This is a genomic window from Pseudomonas khavaziana (assembly GCF_019145205.1).
GTDB lineage: Bacteria > Pseudomonadota > Gammaproteobacteria > Pseudomonadales > Pseudomonadaceae > Aquipseudomonas > Aquipseudomonas khavaziana.
Map to the genome: position 1 here is coordinate 25,998 of NZ_JAHSTT010000016.1, position 14,798 is coordinate 40,795.

14 protein-coding genes and 2 pseudogenes are annotated in these 14,798 nt (G+C 55.7%); 9 read left to right on the forward strand and 7 right to left on the reverse strand.

Annotated elements, in window-relative coordinates; genetic code table 11:
- The first annotated feature begins 76 nt into the window (after positions 1 to 76).
- Positions 77 to 1,291 (forward strand): aldose 1-epimerase family protein, encoded by a 1,215-nt coding sequence (locus tag KVH01_RS26025; RefSeq protein WP_217883396.1) that lies wholly within the window; start codon positions 77 to 79, stop codon positions 1,289 to 1,291.
- A 104-nt stretch (positions 1,292 to 1,395) separates the two neighbouring features.
- Here KVH01_RS26025 and KVH01_RS30715 read toward each other — a convergent pair.
- Positions 1,396 to 1,632: pseudogene (locus KVH01_RS30715) on the reverse strand (thioredoxin family protein); the annotation flags it as partial.
- 395 nt (positions 1,633 to 2,027) lie between these two features.
- Between KVH01_RS30715 and hchA the strand changes: the two are divergent.
- Together hchA and KVH01_RS26040 are read left to right on the forward strand one after the other, a co-directional pair.
- On the forward strand, positions 2,028 to 2,906 hold the full coding sequence (gene hchA, locus KVH01_RS26035) for a glyoxalase III HchA (RefSeq protein WP_217883398.1): 879 nt from the start codon (positions 2,028 to 2,030) through the stop codon (positions 2,904 to 2,906).
- A 23-nt stretch (positions 2,907 to 2,929) separates the two neighbouring features.
- Positions 2,930 to 3,622, forward strand: a complete 693-nt coding sequence (locus KVH01_RS26040) for a PA1136 family autoinducer-binding transcriptional regulator (protein WP_225924374.1) — start codon at positions 2,930 to 2,932, stop codon at positions 3,620 to 3,622.
- Between the two features lie 109 nt (positions 3,623 to 3,731).
- Here KVH01_RS26040 and KVH01_RS26045 read toward each other — a convergent pair whose 3' ends face one another.
- Positions 3,732 to 4,484 (reverse strand): class I SAM-dependent methyltransferase, encoded by a 753-nt coding sequence (locus tag KVH01_RS26045; protein ID WP_217883400.1) that lies wholly within the window; start codon positions 4,482 to 4,484, stop codon positions 3,732 to 3,734.
- Between the two features lie 316 nt (positions 4,485 to 4,800).
- Here KVH01_RS26045 and KVH01_RS26050 point away from each other — a divergent pair, with 316 nt between their 5' ends.
- Positions 4,801 to 6,231, forward strand: a complete 1,431-nt coding sequence (locus KVH01_RS26050; protein ID WP_217881616.1) for an IS1182 family transposase — start codon at positions 4,801 to 4,803, stop codon at positions 6,229 to 6,231.
- A 395-nt stretch (positions 6,232 to 6,626) separates the two neighbouring features.
- On the opposite strand, the gene KVH01_RS26055 is transcribed toward KVH01_RS26050, so the two are convergent.
- Entirely contained in the window at positions 6,627 to 6,800 is a 174-nt protein-coding gene (locus KVH01_RS26055; protein WP_318836588.1) for a DMT family transporter, read from the reverse strand.
- Between KVH01_RS26055 and pdxR the strand changes: the two are divergent.
- Both pdxR and KVH01_RS26065 read left to right on the forward strand, forming a co-directional pair.
- Positions 6,790 to 7,746: pseudogene (pdxR, locus tag KVH01_RS26060) on the forward strand (MocR-like pyridoxine biosynthesis transcription factor PdxR); the annotation flags it as partial. The gene KVH01_RS26055 and the pseudogene pdxR sit on opposite strands and share 11 nt — an antisense overlap.
- Positions 7,747 to 7,829: 83 nt before the next feature.
- On the forward strand, positions 7,830 to 8,423 hold the full coding sequence (locus tag KVH01_RS26065) for an LOG family protein (protein WP_217883401.1): 594 nt from the start codon (positions 7,830 to 7,832) through the stop codon (positions 8,421 to 8,423).
- Between the two features lie 253 nt (positions 8,424 to 8,676).
- On the opposite strand, the gene KVH01_RS26070 is transcribed toward KVH01_RS26065, so the two are convergent.
- The 4 genes from KVH01_RS26070 to KVH01_RS26085 form a co-directional block, all read right to left on the reverse strand.
- Positions 8,677 to 9,564, reverse strand: a complete 888-nt coding sequence (locus tag KVH01_RS26070; protein ID WP_217883402.1) for a serine hydrolase domain-containing protein — start codon at positions 9,562 to 9,564, stop codon at positions 8,677 to 8,679.
- A gap of 266 nt (positions 9,565 to 9,830) precedes the next feature.
- Positions 9,831 to 11,261 carry an IS1182 family transposase gene (locus tag KVH01_RS26075; protein WP_217881616.1) on the reverse strand — a complete coding sequence of 477 codons (1,431 nt, stop codon included), beginning with the start codon at positions 11,259 to 11,261 and terminating at the stop codon, positions 9,831 to 9,833.
- A 57-nt stretch (positions 11,262 to 11,318) separates the two neighbouring features.
- A complete protein-coding gene (locus KVH01_RS26080; protein ID WP_217883403.1) occupies positions 11,319 to 11,789 on the reverse strand; it encodes a bleomycin resistance protein in 471 nt (156 codons plus the stop codon).
- 235 nt (positions 11,790 to 12,024) lie between these two features.
- On the reverse strand, positions 12,025 to 12,612 hold the full coding sequence (locus tag KVH01_RS26085) for a TetR/AcrR family transcriptional regulator (RefSeq protein ID WP_217883404.1): 588 nt from the start codon (positions 12,610 to 12,612) through the stop codon (positions 12,025 to 12,027).
- A 135-nt stretch (positions 12,613 to 12,747) separates the two neighbouring features.
- Between KVH01_RS26085 and KVH01_RS26090 the strand changes: the two genes are divergently transcribed.
- The 3 genes from KVH01_RS26090 to KVH01_RS26100 all read left to right on the forward strand — a co-directional run bounded on the left by KVH01_RS26090 (position 12,748) and on the right by KVH01_RS26100 (position 14,732).
- Positions 12,748 to 13,779, forward strand: a complete 1,032-nt coding sequence (locus tag KVH01_RS26090) for an NADP-dependent oxidoreductase (RefSeq protein WP_217883405.1) — start codon at positions 12,748 to 12,750, stop codon at positions 13,777 to 13,779.
- Positions 13,780 to 13,836: 57 nt separating this feature from the next.
- On the forward strand, positions 13,837 to 14,283 hold the full coding sequence (locus KVH01_RS26095) for a GNAT family N-acetyltransferase (RefSeq protein WP_217883406.1): 447 nt from the start codon (positions 13,837 to 13,839) through the stop codon (positions 14,281 to 14,283).
- Positions 14,284 to 14,396: 113 nt separating this feature from the next.
- Positions 14,397 to 14,732, forward strand: coding sequence for a hypothetical protein (locus KVH01_RS26100; protein ID WP_217883407.1), 336 nt, complete (start codon positions 14,397 to 14,399; stop codon positions 14,730 to 14,732).
- The last annotated feature ends 66 nt before the right edge of the window (positions 14,733 to 14,798 follow it).

Consider the following 14,798-nt stretch of genomic DNA (forward strand, 5'->3'; position numbering starts at 1 on the left):
TGTTTAGCTTTTTAAGCTTGCTGAAACGTTTCATCGAGTTTATAAAACCGCTACAACTCCAAGAAAGGCTACCGCCATGACCCCGCTCAAACTCCTCATCGCCCTCAGCACACTGTCCGCTGCCTCCCACGCCATGGCCTGGGATTACGTCCTGCTCGACACCGACAAAGCTGCCCAGAACTGGCAGGTCACCAGCCAGCAGCTCGGCATACAAGCCGACAAACCCTTCAGCGTCACTCTGCGCACCTTGCACGGCGGTCGGCAGGAGGGCGTCAGCATTGTCGATATCGATAACGGCACGATGAAACTCTCGGTGGTGCCGACTCGCGGGATGAACGTGTTGCAGGCCTCGGTGGGCGATGTGCGCATGGGTTGGGATTCGCCGGTCAAGGAGGTGGTCAATCCGTCCTTCATCGAACTCAATGGTCGTGGCGGCCTGGGCTGGTTGGAAGGTTTCAATGAGTTGGTCACCCGCTGCGGATACGAATGGGTCGGCCACCCCGGCATCGACAACGGCGAACTGCTGACCCTGCACGGTCGGGCCGCCAACATTCCGGCGAACAAAGTCACCCTGCACATCGATGAAAAACCACCGTACGCCATCACCCTGCGTGGCGAACTGAAGGAGCAGGCGTTCAAGAAGGTCGACTTCTCCGTCGCGACCGAACTGGTCACCGAGGCTGGCAGCGTGGTGTTCGCCCTCAACGACACCCTGACCAACAACGGCGACTACCCGAAGGAATACCAGGCGCTGTATCACAGTAACTTCAGCACGCCGTTCCTGGAGCAGGGCGCTCGTTTCGCCGCGCCGGTGAAACAGGTGTCGCCGTTCAACGACAAGGCCAAGGGCGAACTGGCCGACTGGCAAACCTACCGCGCACCCACCAAGGACTACGACGAAACCGTTTACAACGTAGTGCCGTATGCCGATGCCAAGGGCGATACGTTGACGGTGTTGCATAACAAGGCCGGCAGTCTGGGCGTTTCGGTGGGCTTCAATACGCAGACACTGCCGGTGTTTTCCCTGTGGAAAAACACCGATACCCAAGGCCAGGGCTATGTCACAGGGCTGGAGCCGGGCACAAGTTTTTCCTACAACCGCCGGTATCAGCGGCCACTGAACCTGGTGCCTACCATTGGGCCGAAGGAACACAAACAGTTCCGCATCAGCTACAGCTTGTTGGCGGATAAGGTGGCGGTAGACAAGGCCTTGAAGCAGGTGAGCGAGATTCAGGCCGGGCGGGAGACTGAGGTGCGGCAGGCGCCGTTGGTTGATTTGACCAAGGGGTGACACAGGTTAGGAATAAACAGAGAATATGAGTGGCACTTACTTAACCTTCTTCGGTTTCAGTAATTGGTTAACGGTCACGTAAGTGCTGTTCAGGTTCGTCTATTTTAGTTTCTTATTGCATTAATAGCGTTTTCATAAGCACTCTTAGGATTAGCGCCCACTATTTTGCCCACCACTTCTCCGTGCTTGAAAATTACTACTGTAGGCACAGTTCGTACGCCACATCGCGATGCTGTTGTTTGAGATTCATCAACATCTACAATGCCAACTGAATAGCTACCATCAGAGGCCTGTGCGAGTTCCTTGATGGCTGGGCCTACCGTTCGGCAAGGGCCGCACCACGGGGCTGTAAAAAAATCAGGATAGGGACCTGTGAAGGAAGCACAGTACTGTCGAAGTTATCGTCGTTAATTTCGAACGCGTTCATTTTCATTCCTCTTGATGAGATGGTTCTCCACGGTTTAATGATATTGTGATTTTCATGCTGAACCCGTCTACTGTGAAAGTTAACAGTTGGTTATGTGTGTTTGAAGTATACATAATTTCAATAAATTCTAAAGGAGCGGGAAAGCGGGTAAATAAATTTTACTTTCATTATATGAGTTCTTGCCTTTTTGCTCTTCCAGCAGAGCGACTCAGCAATGCTTCGTCTATTAGAGGGAAATCCCTCATTGCAGCACCTCCATCACCCCACTAGCATGAGCCTCGACACCCAGCCAGTTCAGAGGGAAAGCTCATGACGATCCAACAACATGACGACAAGCAACCCACCCCGGATCCTGCAGAAAACAACGCATTTTTCCCCTCTCCCTATTCCCTCAGCCAATTCACCTCACCCAAATCCGACCTCAGTGGCGCTGACTACCCCAACCCCTACAAGGGCGGGCGCTGGAAGGTCCTGGTGATCGGTGCTGATGAGCGTTACCTGCTGACCGACAACGGCACGATGTTCTCCACCGGCAATCACCCGGTGGAAACCCTGCTGCCCATGTATCACCTGGATAAAGCCGGCTTCACGTTCGATATCGCGACGCTGTCGGGCAACCCGGTGAAGTTCGAGTTTTGGGCCATGCCTTCCGAAGATGTGGAAGTGCAGGGCTTTTATGCCAAATACCGCGAGCAGTTCAAGCGCCCGCTCAAGCTGGCCGAGGTGATCGAGAATGCGCTGGGTGAGGACTCGGACTATATTGGCGTGTTTATCCCCGGTGGGCACGGAGCGTTGATCGGCTTGCCGCAGAGTGCCGAGGTGAAGGCGGTACTGGAGTGGATGGTCGCGAAGAACAAGTTCGTGATTTCGCTGTGTCATGGCCCGGCCGCGCTGCTCGCGGCGGGTGTGGGCGAGTCCAGGGACTCCTATCTGTTCAGCGGTTACAGGATCTGCGCCTTTCCCGATGCGCTCGATGCCAAGACGCCTGATATCGGTTATATGCCGGGCCATCTGACCTGGAAATTCGGCGAGCAACTGCAAGCGCTGGGGGTTGAGATCGTCAATCAGGACATTACCGGGGCGACCCTGCAGGATCGCAAGTTGTTGACCGGCGACAGCCCGTTGGCAGGCAATAATCTCGGCAAGCTGGCTGCGGATGCATTGCTCAAAGCGGTCGCGGCGGGGTGACTGAGGCCACTGCCGAGAGGGCGATGCGCGCCGTTTTCGCTATCGAGGCGGCGCAGACGCTGGAGGCTATCCAGCAGGCGGTGCGTGGTTTCGCCGAGGCCTACGGCTATGATCGGTTCGTGCTGTTTTCCGCCTCGTCAGCGAGTGAAGAAGTGGTGGAGCGTATCTATTGGGTAGAGGGCGATTGGTTCGGTAGTGGCCAGGGTGTGGATGCCCAGACCTATGTGCGTCGCTGCCCGATCACGCGCCATGTGCTGGATAATCGCGAAGCCTTCTTCTGGATCAAGGTGCAGGACAAAGGCGGGGAGCGCTACCACGTGGTTCGTGCACCAAGCGGCCCTGGTGTGCAAGGACTGCAGGTGCCGGTGTTCGGTCCGCAAGGGCTTGAGGGTGCCATGAGCCTGGGCGGCGAGCGGGTGGACGGCTCGGCTAGAGTACGCCTGGGGTTGAGCATGGTCGCCACGGCGGCTTTTTTCTGCGCACACAGGCTGCTTGAGCCGCCGGTGGCTGAATGGGTAGGCAAGCTTTCCCAGCGTGAGCGGGAAGTGCTGGCGTGGACGGCTGCCGGCCGGCGCCAGGCCGATATCGCGGCAACCCTCGGTTTATCAGAGCGCACCGTGGAGAATCACTTGCGCTCGGCGCGCCGGCGTCTTGGGGTGGCGACGACCGCGCAGGCCGTCAGGATTGCGATTCGCAAGGGGGAGATTGAGGGTTGAAGAAGAGGTATTTTGAAAACACGTTAGTTAATACACGGTGACGGCCCACAAAGCTTCTCCTGGAGCGGACATTGGTAAAGCGCTGGGGCAGCATCGACATTTGAAAGAGTCAAACTTTGCGCGCCCAGCTTCCGAACATCACATCGCCGATGTAGATGCCTGAAGAGGCTGAACGCTCCTGATCCAACCGCTCTTGCAGCGTTTCAATGTCGACCTCTTCTACACTGGCCACCCCTAATGCGGTGATCCGCGGTAAGCACGCTCGAACGATGGCGCCAAGGCTGTAGGGTGTATCAGGTGTTTGTATCAGGCATTCAGCCCGCACGCTTTCAACGCTCAAGCCTGCCTGTGTAAAAATGCCGTGCAGATTAAAACCGATATGTAGATCGGCGCCTTCGCGAGCGATCATTTCCTGTATCCAGGATTGCGCCCTTTTATGCAAAGGGAAGGGATCCAGGCTTGTGGGCACCATCGTCGTATCGTGCTCTTGAAAGACCATGATGCCAGTGCGGCGCAAGTACTTCGACAGCGCACGAATCGTTGCCACCGCGTCCTTCTGATACATCAGGACACGCCGCCCAACGATTGCGTCAAAAGTGCCGAGAAAGTCCTGCAGTTCTGAAACATCACACTGCAGAAATTTCAGCGAAGGGTGGTTTCGTGATGCGTTGCGCTGGCGTGCACTGGCGATGGCTGCGGCGTCACGATCGATTCCGATGATCTCTGCGTCATTCTCCACCAGATCACACAACAGAAATGAAACGTCACCCGAGCCGCAGCCTACGTCCAGGATTCGCATCCCTTTTGCGATTCCCGCGTCGATCAGCAAGCGTGTGGTGAAGTCGGGTAGGTTGGTCGACATTACTAAGCCTCACTGAGTTTATGAGTAAACGTATCGCATCTTTTTGGCCATCATGCCTCTTCGTAGCGAAAGCTGCCTGCGACGATCCTGAACTCAAAGAGCTGGCTTATCTGCTCGGTTACGAGGACGTCAATTCTTATTACCGGGCTTTTCGGCAGTGGGGAAGGTTTCACCCAGTCAGTGGCGACTCTCCAATGCAGGAAGTGTGACGCTGGCGGTATGTGGACTGGGATGTCCGTTTCTGGTCCAGAGTGTGTAAAAACACCTTCGCGAACCCTTGCTATGATTTCTGAGGATTTCATCGCAGGGATCGCCCATGAAGCGCTTTATCCAAGGTGAACATCGAGGCCAAGGCACCTTACTTCCCGAGAGCCTCGACGACTACGTCAGCGATACCAATCCGGTGCGCGTAGTCGACGTTTTTGTCGACGAACTCAACCTGGTTTCCTTGGGTTTTGACGGTGCTATTCCGGCTGACACAGGCCGTCCCGCTTACCACCCCGCGATCCTGTTGAAGATATACATCTACGGCTATCTCAACCGCATCCAGTCGAGCCGACGCCTGGAGCGAGAAGCTCAACGAAACGTCGAGCTGATGTGGTTGACCGGGCGTTTGATGCCGGATTTCAAGACCATCGCCAACTTCCGAAAAGACAACAGCAAGGCCATTCGAGGCGTCTGTCGCCAGTTCGTTGTGCTCTGTCAGCAGTTGGGACTTTTCGGAGAAAATCTGGTCGCCATCGATGGCAGTAAATTCAAAGCAGTCAACAACCGCGACCGCAATTTCACCAGCGCCAAACTGAAGCGGCGAATGGAAGAAATTGAATCGAGCATCAACCGTTACCTGACAGCACTCGATGCTGCCGATCGGCAAGAGCCAACAGCCTCCGAGCCCAGCGCCGTGCGGCTGGAGGAGAAAATTGCCAAGCTGAAGACGCAAATGAAAGAGCTTAAAGCGATCGAAATCCGGCTCAACGAATCGCCGGATAAACAGGTCTCACTGACCGATCCAGACGCCCGCTCCATGATGACGCGCGGCGCGGGAATTGTCGGCTACAACGTGCAAACAGCGGTCGACACCCAGAACCATTTGATCGTTGCTCATGAGGTCACCAACTTCGGTTCCGACCGAGATCAACTCAGCTCGATGGCGAAGCAGGCTCGCGATGCCATGGCGTCCGAAACGCTGGCGGTGGTAGCTGACCGAGGTTACTTCAAGAGTGAAGAAATCCTTGCCTGTCACGACGCGGACATCACTGCCTACGTGCCAAAGCCGATGACTTCAAGCGCCAAGGCAGATGGTCGATTCAACAAAGATGCGTTCGTTTATGACGCGACGAAAAACGAATACATCTGCCCGGCTGGAGAGGCGCTGCCTTGGCGCTTCTCCAGTATTGAGAAAGGCATGAATATGCACTGTTATTGGAGTTCGAAATGCCAGGGTTGCACGCTGAAAACGCAGTGCACGCCGAGCAAAAATCGTCGAGTAAGGCGCTGGGAACATGAAACGGTGCTCGAGGAAATGCAGCGTCGGTTGAATGATGCGCCGGACATGATGCGAATCCGAAAAAGGACAGTTGAGCATCCCTTCGGGACGCTCAAACAATGGATGGGCTCAACGCATTTCCTGACGCGCAAGCTGGTTGGGGTAAGCGCTGAGATGAGTCTGAATGTACTCGCCTACAACATGAAGCGAGTTATGAGCATTATTGGTACAGCAAGCTTGCTGAAGGCGATGGCGGTGTAAAGTCTCGGTTTTCTCTGCCCCAGAAGGCGCTCAACCGCTACATAACCGCTTTGGAAGGTCATTAATGCTTATCACGGAAAACGCTTGGACAATTGCATCGCCCAGGAACGCCTGAATGACGCATTCGATATACGAAAGCGTTTTTACACACTCTGGGTCGATTGCTGCCTGTCAACAAGAGCAGCAGTCGACCCACTGCTGACGTTGGCGACAGAATCGGCCAATAGCGGACGTAGATGGCGGATTCGCTTCTGGGCAAAAGCTGCTCTTGCTGAAGGGCAACGGCAACGCTGGCAGGTCGGATGTTGTACGTCACACAGTGCCCCGCAGTTTATTCAGCGGCTGGCCCAGTATTTATCGAATCTAATAAATACCTGCTCACTATCGACTCGGCACTAATTTGCCGTAACCAGCTTGAGACCGATCACGCCTGCCAGTATCAGCATAATGCACAGAATCCGTAACGGCGCGGTGGAGTCCCCCAGCAGCGCCATGCCAATGATAGCGGTACCGGCGGCGCCGATTCCGGTCCAGACAGCGTAGGCGCTGCCCACCGGAAGCGTGCGCACGGCGATTGCCAGCTACTTGCAGGTTGCCCGGGGTATCCACTGCTCGCCTGCACAAGTCTTCGTCACCTCGGGCTACCGCAACTCGCTGGGGCTGATCGCCCACGCACTGCTGGAACCGGGCGATCGGGTGCTAGTGGAAGACCCGGGCTACCTGTTCACTCGGCCGTTGCTGGATTACCTGAATATCAACGCCATACCGATACCCGTAGACCAGGACGGCATGCTGGTATCCCACGCCGTACAAAAGGGTAAAGGTGCCCGCGCTGTGGTGGTCACGCCGGCCCATCAAAGCCCGCTGTGTGTTTCGCTGTCCTTGCCTAGGCGCCTGGAGCTGCTGGATTGGGCCAGCCGTCAGCAAGCCTGGATCATCGAGGACGACTACGACGGAGAATACCGTTATGTCAGCCGGCCATTGCCGGCCCTCAAGAGTCTGGATCGCGACGGCCGGGTGCTCTATGCCGGGACCTTCAGCAAGGTGTTGTTTCCCGGAATCCGCCTCGCCTATCTGGTGGTGCCTGCGGCTCAAGTGGAACGCTTCGAACACGTGAGCCAGACCTTCCTAGGCGGTTGCCCGGAACTGACCCAGGCGATCGTCGCGACGTTTATGACTGAGGGGCATTTTGCGCGGCATATCCAGCGGATGCGAAAACTCTACGGTGAACGTCGGGAAGCCACTGCCAGGGGGCTGCGCAAAGCATTGGGTGAGCATATTTCGATTGATACCCAACCGGGCGGGATGCACTTGATCCTGCGCCTGAACGCTCAACAGTCAGACCGCCTGTGCATGGAACGCCTGGCACAGGCCGGCATTTATGCAGAAGCCTTGAACGACTGGAATATTGAAGGCCAGACTGGCCCCGGCCTGCTGCTCGGCTTTGCCAATATCGAGTCGGAGGCTGTCGCCGAGGTCTTTGGAAAACGCATCTTGGATGCGCTCATGGCCTGATCCGCAAGCTAGTTCTTGGCTCTTTCGCCCTATGGTCGGGGCCGCTAGGCTGCACGGCTTGTTCTCACCAGCCTGGAGTCTTCATGCCCACTCTCCTGCACAGCGTTGCGGTTTTCTGCGGTACCAATTTCGGCTTCAACCCGGAGTATGCGCAGGGCGCTCAGGCCCTGGGCCGGGAAATCGCCCGGCGCGGCATTCGCCTGGTCTACGGCGGCACCCAGAAAGGCTTGATGGGGGTGGTGGCGGATGCCGCATTGGCTGAAGGTGGTGAAGTCGTCGGCATCATCACCCTGTTGCTGCATGAGCGCGGTCATTCCCACGCCGGACTCACCCAACATGAAGTGACCCAGGACATGCGCAGCCGCAAGACCCGAATGAGTGACTACGCCGACGCTTTCATTGCCTTGCCCGGCGGGCTGGGAACACTGGAAGAATTGTTTGAAGCGGCCACGCTGACCCAGATAGGCGAACACCACAAGGGCGTGGCGTGCCTTAATACGGCAGGGTTCTTCAACCCGGTGCGCAGCCTGTTCGATCATGCGGTGAAGGAAGGCTTCATGAAGGTCGAACACAGCCAGATGCTGATGTTCAACGAGCACCCCGGTGCCCTGATTGATGCTCTGGAGCGGTGGCAGGCGCCGGTGGTTTCCAAACTGATCGAGCCGATGGCGAAGTAATTGTTTTTGGCCTTGGCGATGCTGCTCCCTAATTATTTCGCCAAGGCCTTTTTATTTACCACGGATGGGTAGCACTGGCCTGCACAGTGCGCTGCGAGTCAACCCAGCACAGTGATCACTCAACCTGGGTCGAAAACCGCACTCCACGAAGGGCAGCTATGGGCCGGCTCCTGCCTTTCGCGACCAGCTACAATCGACCCAAAATGGTCATCTGGCGAATCAGGAGTCCAACGCCAATAGGACTTCGACGTTCTCAGCCCCTCTGCCGCAGAACTTGCATCAGCTGTCCAACAACAATGGCTTCGACGGCACCTTCGCTGGCGCCCGCCTCAAAAGCAGCGCAACAAGCCGATGCGTTACCGTCGCAGATACGGTAGACAGCAATGACATTGTCCGGCCCGCAGCCTGTGTGCCCGCATAGGGAATATCCGCCTTCAATCGTTCCCTGCATCATGCCAAGGCCATATCCCGGCGTGATCCATGGGCGCCCGGGAATCGGGCCGCCCAATGTTCGTGCGCTCTGCATTTCCTCAAGCAAGTCCGTGGAGAGTAGGTCTGCACAAAAGAGTCGATCCAGAAATAACGCTGCTTGCGAAATGTGGCCGATCAACAAGCCGTGGTAAACCCAGGCGGGATCATAATTTGATGCGCTTCCAAGGTGGGTCGTTTGCAAATCTGCTGGCGTTTTTGCAAAGCGAACGCTCGATAAGCCCAGCGGAGAAAGTGTGCGTTGAATTACCGCTTCATCAAGTTTCAGATCAGTCAGCCGTTCGATTAGCCTGCCGACAAGCAGGTAGCCAACATTCGAGTAACGCCAACCTTGTCCGGGACTGTATCGGAGTCGAGCACCGTCAAGGCGTTGCATCATTTCATCGGCCGGCCAGGCGGGCTCACTGTTTTCAACGGCGCAGTGATACTCCGCAAGTTCTGCGTAATCAGCCAGACCGGCCTCATGCCGCAGTAACTGGCGTAGCGTAAAAGGCTGATCAAGAACGGGGTCGTCCAATCCGACCAGCCCGTCACGCACCAACGATAGGGCCGTAGCAGCCAAGACCGTTTTCGTGAAACTCCACCATGGGACCATCAGTTCTGAGCGATCAGCCGCTTGTAGCTGACCATTTGAAACGAGTGAACTGAACATTGGCTTCCTTGGAGTCTTAAGCGGATCGCAAGCTTGACAAGATACCTCAACCATTCCTCTTCGCGCACGCAAGGTCAGCCGTTGCACTGTCCTGAACGACTGCTCTTGGCCCAGAGTGTGTAAAAACGCTTTCGTATATCGAATGCGTCATTCAGGCGTTCCTGGGCGATGCAATTGTCCAAGCGTTTTCCGTGATAAGCATTAATGACCTTCCAAAGCGGTTATGTAGCGGTTGAGCGCCTTCTGGGGCAGAGAAAACCGAGACTTTACACCGCCATCGCCTTCAGCAAGCTTGCTGTACCAATAATGCTCATAACTCGCTTCATGTTGTAGGCGAGTACATTCAGACTCATCTCAGCGCTTACCCCAACCAGCTTGCGCGTCAGGAAATGCGTTGAGCCCATCCATTGTTTGAGCGTCCCGAAGGGATGCTCAACTGTCCTTTTTCGGATTCGCATCATGTCCGGCGCATCATTCAACCGACGCTGCATTTCCTCGAGCACCGTTTCATGTTCCCAGCGCCTTACTCGACGATTTTTGCTCGGCGTGCACTGCGTTTTCAGCGTGCAACCCTGGCATTTCGAACTCCAATAACAGTGCATATTCATGCCTTTCTCAATACTGGAGAAGCGCCAAGGCAGCGCCTCTCCAGCCGGGCAGATGTATTCGTTTTTCGTCGCGTCATAAACGAACGCATCTTTGTTGAATCGACCATCTGCCTTGGCGCTTGAAGTCATCGGCTTTGGCACGTAGGCAGTGATGTCCGCGTCGTGACAGGCAAGGATTTCTTCACTCTTGAAGTAACCTCGGTCAGCTACCACCGCCAGCGTTTCGGACGCCATGGCATCGCGAGCCTGCTTCGCCATCGAGCTGAGTTGATCTCGGTCGGAACCGAAGTTGGTGACCTCATGAGCAACGATCAAATGGTTCTGGGTGTCGACCGCTGTTTGCACGTTGTAGCCGACAATTCCCGCGCCGCGCGTCATCATGGAGCGGGCGTCTGGATCGGTCAGTGAGACCTGTTTATCCGGCGATTCGTTGAGCCGGATTTCGATCGCTTTAAGCTCTTTCATTTGCGTCTTCAGCTTGGCAATTTTCTCCTCCAGCCGCACGGCGCTGGGCTCGGAGGCTGTTGGCTCTTGCCGATCGGCAGCATCGAGTGCTGTCAGGTAACGGTTGATGCTCGATTCAATTTCTTCCATTCGCCGCTTCAGTTTGGCGCTGGTGAAATTGCGGTCGCGGTTGTTGACTGCTTTGAATTTACTGCCATCGATGGCGACCAGATTTTCTCCGAAAAGTCCCAACTGCTGACAGAGCACAACGAACTGGCGACAGACGCCTCGAATGGCCTTGCTGTTGTCTTTTCGGAAGTTGGCGATGGTCTTGAAATCCGGCATCAAACGCCCGGTCAACCACATCAGCTCGACGTTTCGTTGAGCTTCTCGCTCCAGGCGTCGGCTCGACTGGATGCGGTTGAGATAGCCGTAGATGTATATCTTCAACAGGATCGCGGGGTGGTAAGCGGGACGGCCTGTGTCAGCCGGAATAGCACCGTCAAAACCCAAGGAAACCAGGTTGAGTTCGTCGACAAAAACGTCGACTACGCGCACCGGATTGGTATCGCTGACGTAGTCGTCGAGGCTCTCGGGAAGTAAGGTGCCTTGGCCTCGATGTTCACCTTGGATAAAGCGCTTCATGGGCGATCCCTGCGATGAAATCCTCAGAAATCATAGCAAGGGTTCGCGAAGGTGTTTTTACACACTCTGGGCCGATAGCTGACGCTCACTAAGACCATTTTCGACCAACAGCGGACGCTCGCCCAACCGCTCTACCAACCTCACGAGATAACCGTCGGCATCCTGGACGATGAATTCTCGCTGGCCTACTTCTACATTTTCAGCCCGATACCAAGTGTCTTTGCATTCTCGATAGAGTGAAACACCAGCCTGATCAAGTTTTTGGATGATGGGGGCGACAGCTTCAACATCAATCTGTAGGTTCATGCCTCTTCCAAACGGCCTGGCTAACGGCGCCGTCAGCCATTGACCCGCTTGCGGATCAATCTGCTCAAGCATCACTTGAGCCCCATTCAAATCAAGGTATGCAAACCCATCTTCCGGACGTTGATAAGCTACTTTGAACCCCAGGCAAGAAACCCAAAAAGCCAAGCTGCCCTGCAGGTTGGTGACCATTAACTCCGGCACCAGTTTGTTGCGTTCGAACATGAGATGACTTCCATTTCACAAGGCCCATTTTTGCAGGCGGACAGGTTTCAGTATTTAACCAATGCGCCGCGTTTCAAATGTGGGAGGGGGCTTGCTCCCGATAGCGGTGGGTCAGCCAACATCAATGTTTGCTGGGCTGACGTCTTCGCGGGCAAGCCCCCTCCCACATTTGGATCGTAGAAGATCAGTTAGATAGCGGTCGGCTGTCAGGCTCCAGGAGAGCAAGCTTACTCCCCTATCGCAGCAGCCCCGATAGCAAAATACGAAAGCTGGCGATCGCTTGCGTCGACGCCAAATGTGGATCAGCCGCACTGGCAATCCACAAAGACGCATTCAACGCAGCGCCGTTGACCAGATAGGCAGTCGCCTGTGCATCCACGGGTTTGATGACGTTGTGATCGATCAACACCTGAATGCTGTGCATCGTGCTGGCAAGGCACGCGCTTTGGCTGGCGGCCCGCGCCGGATCGCCAAGAACCGCAGGGCCATCCAGCAGCACGATACGTTGTATTTCCGGTTCAAGCGCCAGCTTGATCCACTCGACGCACTCCTCAACGAAACCTTCCCACGGCGTATCCGCTGTTTCCACGACTGCACGTAGGCGCGCCGAGGATTCTTCGTCTATCTGGGCAATCACGGCTTCCAGCAGGCCTTTCTTGCCACCGAAGTGGTGATAGAGCGCGCCGCGTGTCAGTTCGGCATCCGCGGTCAGATCCTCCATGGCAGTTTCGGCGTAGCCCTTCTCTGCAAAAGCTTTACGGCCTGCCGCGATCAATTTGCTGCGCGTTGACGCAATCATATCTGCACGTTTTTGTCGCGCCATCAGGCTCTCCTCACTAGATCATGAATGCATTGACATGCAGGACGTATGTTAATACATTAATCGCATACATTTTGTATGCGAGTGCGACAGCAGCTGCCTGCCGCATCATTTGCTCAACCTAAGCGCGAGAATGTCATGACAAAACTATCGAATCAGCAGGTTGTATTGGCGGCGCGTCCAGATGGAGATTTGAAGCCATCCGACCTTCGTCTTGAGGATGTAGCAGTACCGATACCTGGCGAGCGCGAAGTTCTGCTGGAAACCATTTACCTCTCGATTGACCCCTATATGCGCTGGTGGATGAGGGCTGAAAAGTCCTACAACGATCCTATCGAGATCGACCAGGTCATCGTCGGTGCTACGGTGTCCCGTGTGAGAGAGTCCCATCACCCAGATTGGCAAGTGGGTGCTTGGGTATTGGCTTTTTCCGGATGGAAACGCTTTGCCGTTTCAGACGGCAGCGACCTGCGTCGACTTGATCCAGACCTGGCGCCGCCTTCCACCGCACTGGGCGTGCTTGGAATGACTGGTTTCACTGCCTATGCGGGCTTGCGTAACATTGGCAAGCCCAAGCCGGGCGAAACCGTAGTGGTTGCGGCTGCCAGCGGCGCGGTCGGCTCTATGGTCGGACAAATCGCCCGCCTGCGTGGTGCACGAGCGGTAGGCATCACTACCGGGGCGCAGAAGCTCTCTTACGTGAAGGACGAGCTGCATTTCGATGCAGTGGCCGATTACAACGCGCCAGACTTCGCGGAGCAACTGGCCAAAGCCTGCCCGGACGGGATTGACGTCTACTTTGAAAGTGTCGGCGGAAAAATCTGGGATGCCGTGCTGCCGCTCTTGAATACTTACGCTCGCGTACCTGTGTGCGGGGTTATTTCTCAATACGAGAAACCGTCCGGTGCCCAGGAAAACACCGATCGCCTCTCCAATACGATGGCGCAGATTATGGGCAAGAGCCTGACCCTGCGTGGTTTCATCCAGACGGAATATGCGCAAGAGCAGCTAGCTGACTTTCTTGAGGAAGCGGGCCAGTGGATCGCCGATGGAAAATTGAGTTATCGCGAACAGATTACCCATGGGTTGCATACCGCACCGCAAGCTTTGATCGACCAACTCAAGGGACGTAACTTTGGCAAGACGATTGTCCAGGTGAGTGAGGCATAAACCGGTGTAGCTGGAACCCTGCCCGTTAAAACGAGCTCATACCAGGATAGGGGTGTTATGAAACGATTTGAGATTCAACAGATCGCGCAGCTTCCACCACAGATCCTGGCGTTGGAAAAGGAGGCCGTTGGTGAAGGTTTCAGGTTCCTCACCCGTCTGGTTACCGAGTGGCACTCTGGAGCAAACCGCTTTGATGCCCCCGGCGAGTGCCTGATGGCGGCCTATTTGAACCAGCAACTGATAGGTATTGGAGGTCTGTCAGTTGATCCATATCCTGGAAATAATGCGGCTAGACTGCGACGGGTATACGTCGCCGCTTCGTCAAGGGGGCAACATGTGGGGCAGACGCTAGTAAAGGCGCTGGTTGCACGTGCCGCGCTCAGGTTTCAGATCGTGCGTCTTTTCACTGATACGCCTGAAGGGAACGCGTTTTATACGCACTGTGGTTTCAAGCGAACAGATGATGCCCACGCCACCCATATCATGCTGCTTGCGGACACCTGAGTCTTGAACCCTTGACGTCACCGTCCATTGACGCAGTTGAACCGCGCACGCCGGGAACGAGCGACTGTGCCTGGAAGTCTACCTGTATCTAATCATGGGTAAGGTACAGGGCAATGGACAAGGCAATCACCGTGGATCAACTGGCTACCACTGACCTTGGATCCATCAACGAGATATGGCTCGGCGGCACGCATACCCAGCTATGCCTATGGCGTGGCGAACAAGTGTTCACCCACGAAATGCTCAGCGAGGGCACCCACGATCAGAATGTGCGACGCCTGTGTTTGCAGTTGGTCAACCCCGACGATCAGGCCGCAGTGGCCAGCGTGGAGTTGATCGCGCGGGAACGGCTGGAAAAGATGGGGAAGAAGGGCGAGTTTTATCCGGCTGATGAGGTGGACACCCGAACTGGCGACGCGGTCGCTACCACGCCTCGCAGAACGTGGTAATACAGCTCTTGCAGGGCCAGCGGGCTGCTCTTGTCCGATTGCTGCAAGTCACTGAGCGCAGCAACC

Bases quoted from the DNA above. Each gene is read 5' to 3' on its own strand.
- KVH01_RS26025 (WP_217883396.1), top strand. From the start codon at position 77: ATGACCCCGCTCAAACTCCTCATCGCCCTCAGCACACTGTCCGCTGCC.
- hchA (WP_217883398.1), top strand. From the start codon at position 2,028: ATGACGATCCAACAACATGACGACAAGCAACCCACCCCGGATCCTGCA.
- KVH01_RS26040 (WP_225924374.1), top strand. From the start codon at position 2,930: ATGCGCGCCGTTTTCGCTATCGAGGCGGCGCAGACGCTGGAGGCTATC.
- KVH01_RS26045 (WP_217883400.1), bottom strand. From the start codon at position 4,484: ATGTCGACCAACCTACCCGACTTCACCACACGCTTGCTGATCGACGCG.
- KVH01_RS26050 (WP_217881616.1), top strand. From the start codon at position 4,801: ATGAAGCGCTTTATCCAAGGTGAACATCGAGGCCAAGGCACCTTACTT.
- KVH01_RS26065 (WP_217883401.1), top strand. From the start codon at position 7,830: ATGCCCACTCTCCTGCACAGCGTTGCGGTTTTCTGCGGTACCAATTTC.
- KVH01_RS26070 (WP_217883402.1), bottom strand. From the start codon at position 9,564: ATGTTCAGTTCACTCGTTTCAAATGGTCAGCTACAAGCGGCTGATCGC.
- KVH01_RS26075 (WP_217881616.1), bottom strand. From the start codon at position 11,261: ATGAAGCGCTTTATCCAAGGTGAACATCGAGGCCAAGGCACCTTACTT.
- KVH01_RS26080 (WP_217883403.1), bottom strand. From the start codon at position 11,789: ATGTTCGAACGCAACAAACTGGTGCCGGAGTTAATGGTCACCAACCTG.
- KVH01_RS26085 (WP_217883404.1), bottom strand. From the start codon at position 12,612: ATGGCGCGACAAAAACGTGCAGATATGATTGCGTCAACGCGCAGCAAA.
- KVH01_RS26090 (WP_217883405.1), top strand. From the start codon at position 12,748: ATGACAAAACTATCGAATCAGCAGGTTGTATTGGCGGCGCGTCCAGAT.
- KVH01_RS26095 (WP_217883406.1), top strand. From the start codon at position 13,837: ATGAAACGATTTGAGATTCAACAGATCGCGCAGCTTCCACCACAGATC.
- KVH01_RS26100 (WP_217883407.1), top strand. From the start codon at position 14,397: ATGGACAAGGCAATCACCGTGGATCAACTGGCTACCACTGACCTTGGA.